This window comes from Deltaproteobacteria bacterium (assembly GCA_011375175.1).
GTDB lineage: Bacteria > Desulfobacterota > GWC2-55-46 > GWC2-55-46 > DRME01 > DRME01.
The window spans coordinates 1-9,939 of the sequence record DRME01000125.1 but is presented as its reverse complement, the minus strand read 5'-3'; the positions used below and the strand labels follow the sequence as shown (position 1 = coordinate 9,939).

Annotated in this window: 6 protein-coding genes; 1 reads left to right on the top strand and 5 read right to left on the bottom strand. The window is 64.0% G+C overall.

The window, feature by feature from the left end; genetic code table 11:
* Positions 1 to 137 precede the first annotated feature (137 nt).
* The 5 genes from ENJ37_09935 to clpB all read right to left on the bottom strand — a co-directional run bounded on the left by ENJ37_09935 (position 138) and on the right by clpB (position 6,400).
* Positions 138 to 740 (bottom strand): UbiX family flavin prenyltransferase, encoded by a 603-nt coding sequence (locus ENJ37_09935; GenBank protein ID HHL40815.1) that lies wholly within the window; start codon positions 738 to 740, stop codon positions 138 to 140.
* A 58-nt stretch (positions 741 to 798) separates the two neighbouring features.
* On the bottom strand, positions 799 to 2,274 hold the full coding sequence (locus ENJ37_09930) for a DegQ family serine endoprotease (protein ID HHL40814.1): 1,476 nt from the start codon (positions 2,272 to 2,274) through the stop codon (positions 799 to 801).
* 348 nt (positions 2,275 to 2,622) lie between these two features.
* Positions 2,623 to 2,973 (bottom strand): DUF1844 domain-containing protein, encoded by a 351-nt coding sequence (locus tag ENJ37_09925; GenBank protein ID HHL40813.1) that lies wholly within the window; start codon positions 2,971 to 2,973, stop codon positions 2,623 to 2,625.
* A gap of 214 nt (positions 2,974 to 3,187) precedes the next feature.
* Positions 3,188 to 3,640, bottom strand: a complete 453-nt coding sequence (locus tag ENJ37_09920) for an Hsp20/alpha crystallin family protein (protein ID HHL40812.1) — start codon at positions 3,638 to 3,640, stop codon at positions 3,188 to 3,190.
* 129 nt (positions 3,641 to 3,769) lie between these two features.
* The gene (gene clpB, locus ENJ37_09915) at positions 3,770 to 6,400 is read right to left on the bottom strand and encodes an ATP-dependent chaperone ClpB (GenBank protein HHL40811.1); all 2,631 of its coding nucleotides are present in this window, start codon (positions 6,398 to 6,400) and stop codon (positions 3,770 to 3,772) included.
* A 334-nt stretch (positions 6,401 to 6,734) separates the two neighbouring features.
* Here clpB and glnE point away from each other — a divergent pair, with 334 nt between their 5' ends.
* Positions 6,735 to 9,851, top strand: a complete 3,117-nt coding sequence (glnE, locus tag ENJ37_09910; GenBank protein ID HHL40810.1) for a bifunctional [glutamate--ammonia ligase]-adenylyl-L-tyrosine phosphorylase/[glutamate--ammonia-ligase] adenylyltransferase — start codon at positions 6,735 to 6,737, stop codon at positions 9,849 to 9,851.
* The last annotated feature ends 88 nt before the right edge of the window (positions 9,852 to 9,939 follow it).

Here is a 9,939-nt window from a genome sequence, read left to right as displayed (position 1 = left end):
CAGACCCCCTTCAAAGACTTTTAATACGAGTTGGTTTCCCCCTGTTTTGCCTGGCAAAACAGGGGGAAACCAACTCGCGTTAAAAGTTTTTGGAGGGAGTCTGAGGGAACCTTTTTTCAAAAAGGTTCCCTCAGGATTCAATGTTGTTTCCATCGTTGGTAGAGGTTATTGTCGATATTTAGCGAGTCGAGGATCTTGCCGACCACGAAGTCCACGAGGTGGGATATCTTCTCCGGTTTCGTATAGAACGCCGGCATGGCCGGCAGTACGACGGCCCCGGCCCTGGCAAGGCGCAGCATGTTTTCGAGGTGGATGACGCCGAGCGGTGTTTCCCTTGGGACGACTATCAGCGGGCGGCGTTCCTTGAGCATGCAGTCGGCGGCCCGTTCTATGAGGTTGCCGGATGCGCCGGAGGCTATCCTTGCGAGCGTTCCCATGGAGCAGGGGCAGACGACCATGGCGCGCCTGCGCGACGAGCCGCTCGCCGCAGGGGCCGTGAGTTCGTCGGCGCCGTAGCATGCGAGTCTTTCAAGGGCGTCGGCGTCGACGCGGCGGCGCGCCTCGAGCGCACGGCGAAGGGCGCCGCGCTGGTCGCCTCCGAGACGAAGGCCGGCCTCCTCCTCGAGTATGAGCAGACCGGCCTTCGAGACAATGAGGTCCACGGCTGCGCCGCCTGCAAGGAGCTCCTCTACGAGCCTCAGTCCGTACTCGCAGCCGCTGGCGCCGGTGAGCGCCGCCACGTAACGGTCGGGATGCGAAGCGCTCACGGTCCGGGGACGCCCGCGCAGCGGCGCGGCATCAGTCCTTGAGCTTCACGGCCGCGTAGAAGGTGCCCTTGCCTCTTTCGATGAGGAAGAGCACGATCTTCTTCTTGACCGATCTTCTCAGGGCCTCCTTGAACTCGGCCATATTCTTTACAGGCCGCCGCCCGACCTCCTTTATTATGTCGCCGCGCCGCAGGCCCGCTTCGGCGGCCGGGCTGGAGGGATCGACCGAGCTTATGAGCACGCCGTCGGTGCTGTCGAGGCCGAACCTCTCGGCGAGCTCCGGTGTGAGCGGCTGAACGGTGAAGCCCAGCTTCTGCTCCGAGAGCGTGCCCGCCGCTACGGCGCCCTCCTCGGCCCTCTCGGCCACGGTGACCTCGAGGGTGAGCTCCTTGCCGTCGCGCAGGACCTTGACCTTCACGGTCTTGCCGGGCGGCGTGGCCGCCACGGTGCGCGGCAGGTCGCTCAGTTCGTCTATGGGCTTGCCGTCGAACTCTATTATGACGTCTCCCGCCTTGAGGCCGCCCTTGTCGGCCGGGTCTCCGGGGTTGACGGCCGCCACGAGGGCGCCGCGCTGCTCCTCGAGACCGAAGGACTCGGCTATCTCGGGCGTTATGGCCTGGATGCTCACGCCGATCCACCCTCTCGTGACCTTGCCCTTCTCCTTGAGCTGGAGTATGACGTCCTTGGCCATGTTTATGGGTATGGCGAAACCGATGCCCTGGCCGCCGGCGTATATGGCGGTGTTTATGCCCACCACCTCGCCGCGCATGTTGAAGAGCGGACCGCCGCTGTTGCCGGGGTTGATGGATGCGTCGGTCTGTATGAAGTTGTCGTAGGGACCGGCGCCGATGACGCGGCCCTTCTGGCTCACTATGCCGGCCGTCACCGTGCCGCCCAGACCGAACGGGTTGCCTATGGCCATGACCCACTCGCCGATCTCGAGATCATCGGAGTCGCCCAGCGGCGCAACGGGCAGCGTCTCCTCGGCCTCTATCTTTATGAGGGCCAGGTCGAGCTTTGCGTCCTGACCCACGATCTCGGCCTCGTAGTCCTTCTTCGTGTCGGCGAAGGTGACGACTATCTCCGAGGCGTTCTCTATGACGTGGTAGTTGGTGACGATGTAGCCTTCCTTGTTGATGATGAAGCCCGAGCCCAGGCTCTGCCTCTTGAACTCCCGCTCTGGCGCCTCGCCGCCGCCGAAGGGCGGCTGGCCGAAGAAGTCGTCGAAGGGGCTGCGGAACTCGGGAAAGGGCATGAGCCTTTCCTTCACCACCTGTGTGGTCGATATGTTGACCACGGCCGGAGAGAGCTTCTTTGCGAGATCGACAAAGGATTCGGGCCCGTGTTGCCCGTCCTGGGCCGCGGCGCCCTCGGTCCAGAAGTCCTGGGCCTCGCTGCGCACCATCACGTCGAAGCGGGCCGTCATGATTACGCCCGCCATGACGGAGAGCAGCGCCACGAGCACGAGCGAGCCCGGACCGAATACACGTCTCTTATTCATCACCATATCCTCCCCGAAAGGTTTAGGAAGCTCTGATTGATTACCCTGAGGGAACCTTTCTGTAGAAGGGCCACAGGCCCACGTTTCCCCTCCGCCACATCGTATGTTATTCGGATCTTCGGCTGCACCGGGGGTTCGGCCCGCGCCAGGCGGGATTTTTTTACGCCTTTGCGGCCCGAACCCCCGGCACAGCCCCCCCAGGCAGCCGGCAAAGTTTTTGGAGGGAGTCTGAGGGAACGGAGGGTCTGTGACCCGTGGGTCTATGACCCTTTACAAAAAGGTTCCCTCAGTGCAATAAATCAGAATTTCCTTTACTTGGTTCCACGCAAGTCCTCGCCGGCCGAAGACGGGGGATCAGCCGAAAACCCTGGCGTATCTGAGGCGCAGGTCGGTGAGCACCTGTGTGAGAAAGGCATCCTCCTCCCGTGTCAGATTGCCCTTTGTCTTCTCCTGGAGAAGCGCCACGAGATCTATGGTATGTCTCGCCGCCGCCGCGTCTTTCTCTTTCTTCTTCGTAAGGGGATTGTCCATCTCGCCCAGGCTCACCAGGGCCGACGTCGAGAGTGAAAGGATGAAGTCGGTAAAGCTCGCCGGAGGAAGCGCAGCCCCGGCCGACGACGGGGCTGCGCCGCAGCCCGCCTCTTCCGCACCGGAGCCGCCCGCCTCCGCCTCGGCTCCGGTCTTTTGCGGTGACTCCTGAGTCATCGTATCTCCTCCCTGTGCAAAGAAAAGATAACGGAAAAACCTTCAACAGGCGATGGTAGCGACGGCCGCCCCGGGGGCTGAAGACGGCCGGCCGCGGTATTCGATGCGCAGGCTGTGCGTGCGGTGTGCGTCGCGGAAGCCGGACCCCCCACGGGGCGTGTCGGGCTGAGAGCCCGGCCCGGCTTTGTTGCGGCAGGGGCGGAGCCGTCTCGATTCACTCGACCTCGACTTCTATCTTGATCTTCTCGACCTTCTGCTCGGCGGTCTTGGGCACGCTGATCTCGAGGACGCCGTCCTTGAGGCTCGCCTTGACTTCGCTCCGGTTCACCACGTGGGGGAGGTTGAAGACCCGCTCGAAGATCCCGTAGGGACACTCCATCATGTGGAAGTTTTCCTCTCCCGGCCCCTTCCGGTGACGGCGCTCGCCCCGCAGCACCAGCACGTTGTCCTTGACCTCCACGGCCACATCGTCGATGCTCACGCCCGGAAGCTCGGCCTTGAGCACTATGCGGTCGCCCGTTTCGTAGATATCGACCGGCGGCGACCACGCCCCCGTGGCGGAATTCATGCCGCCGCCCTCGCCTGCAAGCGACTCGTCGAATATACGGCTCATCCGCTCCTGGAAATAGAGCATGTCCTTGAAGGGATTCCACTTGACGAGCGCCACGGCAAACCTCCCGGCGTAGCCTCCGAATCAACCGCCCCGTTGAAGGAGAGGCTCCTTCAGCATAATCGATGATCGGAGTTTCCTTGATCAGAGCTTCCCTACAGATATTATTTTAAATCAAAGGGTTTGTCAAGCGCTTCCCCCTGCCGCCGCCCCGGCCGGTTCGGCCTCGCGCTCCGCCTTGCGCAGCACAAGCTCCCCGGAGGCGACGTCGAGAACGACCCTGTCCTCCTCGACGAAGGTTCCGTCCAGTATCTTAACGGCCAGGGGGTCCTGGACCTCGCGCTGGATGAGCCGCTTCAGGCTGCGCGCGCCGTATGCCGGGTCGAAGCCCCGGGAGGCGAGATACTCGAGGGCCGCGTCGGTGGCCGTGAGATCGATCTTGCGGTCCCTGAGGAGCCTTTTCACCCGCTCGAGCTGTATGGAGACGATCTCCTTCATGTGCTCGCGCGAGAGGGGGTGGTAGATGATGATGTCGTCTATGCGGTTTAGGAACTCGGGCTTGAAGGTCGCCTTGAGCACGTCCATCACGCGGTTTCGGATCTCCTCGTAGTCCTTCTCGCCGAGCTCGGCTATGAACTGGCTCCCCGTGTTGGACGTCATGATGATGACCGTGTTCCTGAAGTCCACGGTCCGCCCCTGTCCGTCGGTGAGCCTGCCGTCGTCGAGTATCTGGAGCAGGAGGTTGAAGACGTCGGGGTGGGCCTTCTCTATCTCGTCGAAGAGGACGACCGAGTAGGGGCGGCGGCGCACCGCCTCTGTGAGGTAGCCGCCCTCCTCGTAGCCCACGTAGCCGGGAGGGGCGCCTATGAGGCGCGCGACCGAGTGTTTCTCCATGAACTCGCTCATGTCGATGCGCACCATGGCGTTTTCGTCGTCGAAGAGGAACTCGGCAAGGGCCCTGGCCGTCTCGGTCTTTCCAACGCCCGTGGGACCGAGGAATATGAACGATCCTATGGGACGGGCGGCGTCCTGGAGACCGGCGCGGGCGCGGCGCACGGCGTTTGCAACGGCCCGCAGCGCCTCGTCCTGGCCCACCACGCGGCGGCGCAGCGACTCCTCGATGCGCAGCAGCTTCTCGCGCTCCTTCTCCATCATCTTCGCCACCGGTATGCCCGTCCACTTGCTCACCACCTCGGCTATGTCCTCCTCGGTGACCTCCTCGGTGAGCAGCTTGCGCTCGCCCTGGAGCTCGGCGAGCTTTTTCTGGTCCTCTTCGAGGCGGTTTTTGAGCTCGCCGAGCCTGCCGTACTTGAGTTCGGCGGCGCGGCCGAGCTCGCCGGCGCGCTCGGCCCTGGCGGCCTCGAGCTTCACGTCCTCCATCTCCTTCTTGGTCGCCCTGATGCGGTCGATGAGCTCCTTTTCGGCCTTCCACTGGAGCTTGAGCTGCGAGCTCTTCTCCCTGAGCTCGGCGAGCTCGCGCTCTATGCGCTCGAGCCTCTTCTGCGACGCCTTGTCGGTCTCCTTGCTCAGCGCCTGGCGCTCGATCTCGAGCTGCACGGCCCGGCGCTCGAGGGCGTCTATCTCGGAAGGCATGCTCTCGATCTCGATCTTCAGGCGCGATGCCGCCTCGTCGACGAGGTCTATGGCCTTGTCGGGCAGGAAGCGGTCCGTTATGTAGCGGTTCGAGAGCGTGGCTGCCGCCACGATGGCCGAGTCGGCTATGCGCACGCCGTGGTGGACCTCGTAGCGCTCCTTGAGCCCCCTCAGTATGGCGATGGTGTCCTCGACGGTCGGCTCGCTCACGAAGACGGGCTGGAAGCGGCGCTCGAGGGCCGCGTCCTTCTCGATGTACTTGCGGTACTCGTCGAGGGTCGTTGCGCCTATGCAGCGGAGTTCGCCCCGCGCCAGCGCCGGCTTGAGCATGTTGGAGGCGTCCATCGCCCCCTCGGCCCCCCCGGCGCCCACGAGCGTGTGGAGCTCGTCGATGAAGAGAACGACCTCGCCGCTTCGCTCGTTTATCTCGCGCAAGAGGGCCTTGAGCCTGTCCTCGAACTCGCCGCGGTACTTGGTGCCGGCGATGAGGGCGCCGAGGTCGAGGGCGAGAATGCGCTTGTCCTTGAGCGTGTCGGGCACATCACCGCTCACGATCCTCTGGGCGAGCCCCTCGGCTATGGCCGTCTTGCCCACGCCGGCCTCGCCTATGAGCACGGGGTTGTTCTTGGTGCGCCTTGAGAGGACCTGCACCACCCGGCGGATCTCCTCGTCGCGGCCTATGACGGGGTCGAGCTTTCCGGCCCTGGCCGCCTCGACGAGGTCCCGCGTATACTTGGCCACGGCCTGGTACTTCTCCTCCGGGGCCTGGTCGGTCACCCGCTGCGAGCCACGCACCGACGCCAGGGCCTTCATGATGTTGTCGGCCGTAACGCCCTGGGAGGCCAGTATGGAGGCCGCTTCCCCGTCGGACGCCGCCACGGCCATGAGAAGGTGCTCGGTGGAGACGAACTCGTCTTTGAGCTCCCGGGCCTTGTTCCATGCGCCGTCGAGCACGCCCTTGAGCCTCGGCGAAATGTAGGGCTCCGACGCCTCGGCTCCGTAGACCTTGGGGAGCTTCTCCAGGGCCTCTTCAAGACGGCTGCGCACAAGCGCCCTCTCGGCCCCGATCTTGTCGAGCAGGGGACCGACTATGCCGCCCTCCTGGTCGATTAGAACGAGCAGAAGATGCTCGGGCTCGATCTGCTGATGGTTCCTCTCGGTCGCCGCCTGCTGGGCGGCCTGCAAGGCCTCCTGACTCTTTATGGTAAACCTGTCAAGTCGCATAAATTGCTTCCTTTCTTCTGACTCTGGGGGAAACTTTTTATAGAAAGTCTCCCCCAGACCCCCTTCAAAGACTTTTAATACGAGTTGTTTTCCCCCTGTTTTGCTTAGCAAAACAGGGGGGAAACAACTCGCGTTAAAAGTTTTGGAGGGAGTCTGAGGGAACCGTGGGTCTGTGACCCTTTTACAAAAGGTTCCCTCAGTATAATAAATCAGAGCTTCCTATATAATTAAATGTAGGCCGGGGTTGGAGTTTTGTCAAGGACGGCTCACTGCGGGATTTGTCTTTCCGCGGCAAAAGGTTTATAATCGGGTCTGGCGGGAGGGCCTGATAGCGATGGACGCGGAAAGGAACGTAGCCGCTATGGAGAAAGGAGAGGGCGCGGCGCGGCTCGAGGCCATGGGCTACGGCAGCGGGGGGCGCGCCTACGACGTGCTCGCCGCTCTGGGCGACGGAGCGCTGGGCCGGCGGCTCGATGCGGTGAACCGGGCGGCCCTCGCCTCGCCATCACCGGACGAGGCCCTTGCAAACCTCGAGCGGCTCTGCGGGGCGCTGCCGGACCGGCTCGTGGAGCTCTTCGCAACCGACGAAGAGGCCCTCCGGCGGGTGGTGCGTCTTTGCGGCGCCTCGCGCCTCCTCACCGATACGATGGCCATCGAGCCCGAGGCGACGGAAAGGCTCTTCTTCGGCGGATCGCTTGAACGGCCGAAGGGCCTGGACGAGTACAGAAGGGAGTTCGGCGGGCTGCTTTCGAGGAAGGGGGGCGATGAGCGCCCCTCGCGCCGCGAGCTCGAACGGCTGCTTCGCATATACAAGCGCCGCGAGTTCCTGAGGATCGGCGCACGGGACATCCTCGGCATCGCAACGATGAGCGAAGTGACGGCCGAGCTCTCGGACCTTGCCGGTGCGCTCATCGACGGTGCCCTGTCCGTCTGCCTCGACGAGCTCGCGGCGCTCTACGGCAGACCCCTCTACCGCGACGACGAGGGCCGGGAGAGGGAGGCCGCCTTCACCGTCATCGGTCTCGGCAAGCTCGGCGGGCGGGAACTCAACTTCTTCTCCGACATAGACATCCTCTACATCTACTCGTCGGACCGGGGCGGGACAACGGGCGTGGGGGGCCGCCCCGGCACGACACTCAACGAGTTCTTCACGCGGCTGGCCGAACGCCTCACGGCCGTGTTAAGCGCCGTCACCGACGAGGGCATATGCTTCCGGGTGGACCTCGACCTCCGCCCCGAGGGCCGCAGCGGCCCCATCGCCAATTCTCTCCGCAGCGCCGAGATCTACTACGAGTCGTGGGGACAGACCTGGGAGCGGTCGGCGCTCATAAAGGCGAGGCCCGTTGCCGGGAGCGGGGAACTCGGCCGGCAGTTCCTCGCCATGGTCTCGCCCTTCGTATTCCGCCGCCATCTCGACTTCACGGCCATAGAAGAGATAAAGTCCATGAAGGAGAGGATCGATCTCGCCAGGCTGAGGAGATCGCCGTCGGTGCGCGACGTAAAGCTCGGCGAGGGCGGCATCCGCGAGATCGAGTTCTTCTGCCAGGCCCTCCAGCTAATCTACGGAGGAAAGGACCCTGAACTCCGCGCCAAGGGCACGCTCGAGACCATCGAAAGGCTCGTGGGAGCGGGGCTTCTCGGCCGCGGCGAGGCCGGCGACCTGAAAGAGGCCTACGTCTTCTTGCGAAACCTCGAGCACCGCATCCAGATAGTGGAGGGCCGCCAGACCCACGCCCTGCCGGTTTCGGCGGCCGGACTGTCGAGAACGGCGCGGCTCATGGGCTTTGACGACATCGAAGCCTTCGAGAGCGAGTACGCCGCCGTGACGGCCCGGGTCCACAAACTCTACAGGGGGCTCTTCTACAGGGCGGAAGAAGAGAAGGGCCCGGAGGTCCCCGAGCCGGTGGCGGCGCTCTTCTCTCCCGAGATTACGGACGAAGAGGCCGAGGCGCTGCTTCGAGAGCTGGGTTTTCGTGACCCCAGGGGCGGGGTGGGAAAGGTGCGGCTCCTGCGCGAGGGGCCGGCCCACGGACGCATCCCCCCCCGGGCCCGCACGCTCGTTGCCGGCCTCGGCCCCCGCATACTCCATCTCGCCTCGGCGTCGCCCGACCCGGACAGGGCCCTCCACCACGCCTCGCTCTTCCTCTCGGCCGTGGGAGCGAGGACCGCCTTCTACTCGCTTCTCAACGAGAACCCCGCCGTAACAGAGCTGCTCGTGAGACTCTTCGGCACGAGCGTCTTCCTCTCGCAGGCCATAATCGAGCACCCCGAAAACATCGACACGCTGCTCTCGCCCGAGATATCGAAGCCCCGAAAGACGAGGGCCGAGCTCGACGAAGAGTCGGCCGAGGCCGTAACCCGGGCCGGCGATTACGAAGGGCGGCTCGACGCCCTGCGCAGGTTCAAGAACCAGGAGGTCCTCCGCATCGGCATAAACGACATAACGGGGGAGCTCGAGGGGACGGAGGTTTCGGCGCAGCTCACGGCCCTGGCCGAAGTAAGCCTCGAGCAGGCCATCGCCATCGCCGCGGCCGAGCTTCGCCCCCGTTTCGGCGAGCCCTCGCGCAAGGGGTTTGTCATCATGGGCCTCGGAAAGCTCGGCTCCGGCGAGCTTATCTACGGGTCGGACCTCGATCTCCTCTTCGTATACGACGACAGGGGCGGCTGCGCAGAGACGAGCGGGCCGCGGGTCATTACGGACCACGAGTACTACGTGCGCCTGGGCCAGAAGATAATAAGCGTCCTCACGGTACCGACCCGCGAGGGCGAGGCCTTCAAGGTCGACACGAGGCTCCGGCCCTCGGGCAGCGCCGGCCCACTCGTCGTATCGAGGTCCTCCCTCATAGCCTACCAGACGGAAAGGGCCGAGGTCTGGGAACGCCAGGCCATGGTGCGCGCCCGGGCCGCGGCCGGCGACATCTCCTTCGGCGAGGCCGTGACGGCCGAGCTCTTCGACGCCGTGTACGGGCGCGGGCTCTCAGAGACCGAGGCCTCGGAGATGGTGCGCATAAGGGGCCGCATGGAGCGCGAGATAGCGGGAGAAGGACCCGGCCGTTACAATATCAAGACCGGACCGGGCGGCCTGGTCGACATAGAGTTCCTCGTCCAGGCGCTCCAGCTCCGCCACGGCGGCCGGGAGCCAGCGCTTCGCAAGGCCAATACGCTTGCCGCAATGGAGGCCCTGAAAGACAACGGCCGCCTCGACGAGGAGGACTTCAACCTCCTCGTCGAGGCGTACCGCTTCCTTCGCCTCGTGGAGACGGGACTGCGCATAGTCCATAACAGACCGGAAGGCTATCTCGTAGAGGGCTCGGCCGAAGTGGAGGCCCTCGCCCGAAGACTCGGTTTCAAGGACGCCGCACCGGGACTTCTCTCCCGCTACCTCGACCACCGAAGACGCGTTAGAAGCCTCTACAAGCGCGTGCTCTCGAAGCTGGCCGGAGGGAAGTAAACCTCCAGCACAACAAAGAAAGCTCTGATTTATTGCACTGAGGGAACCTTTTTGTAAAAAGGTTCCCTCAGACTCCCTCCAAAAACTT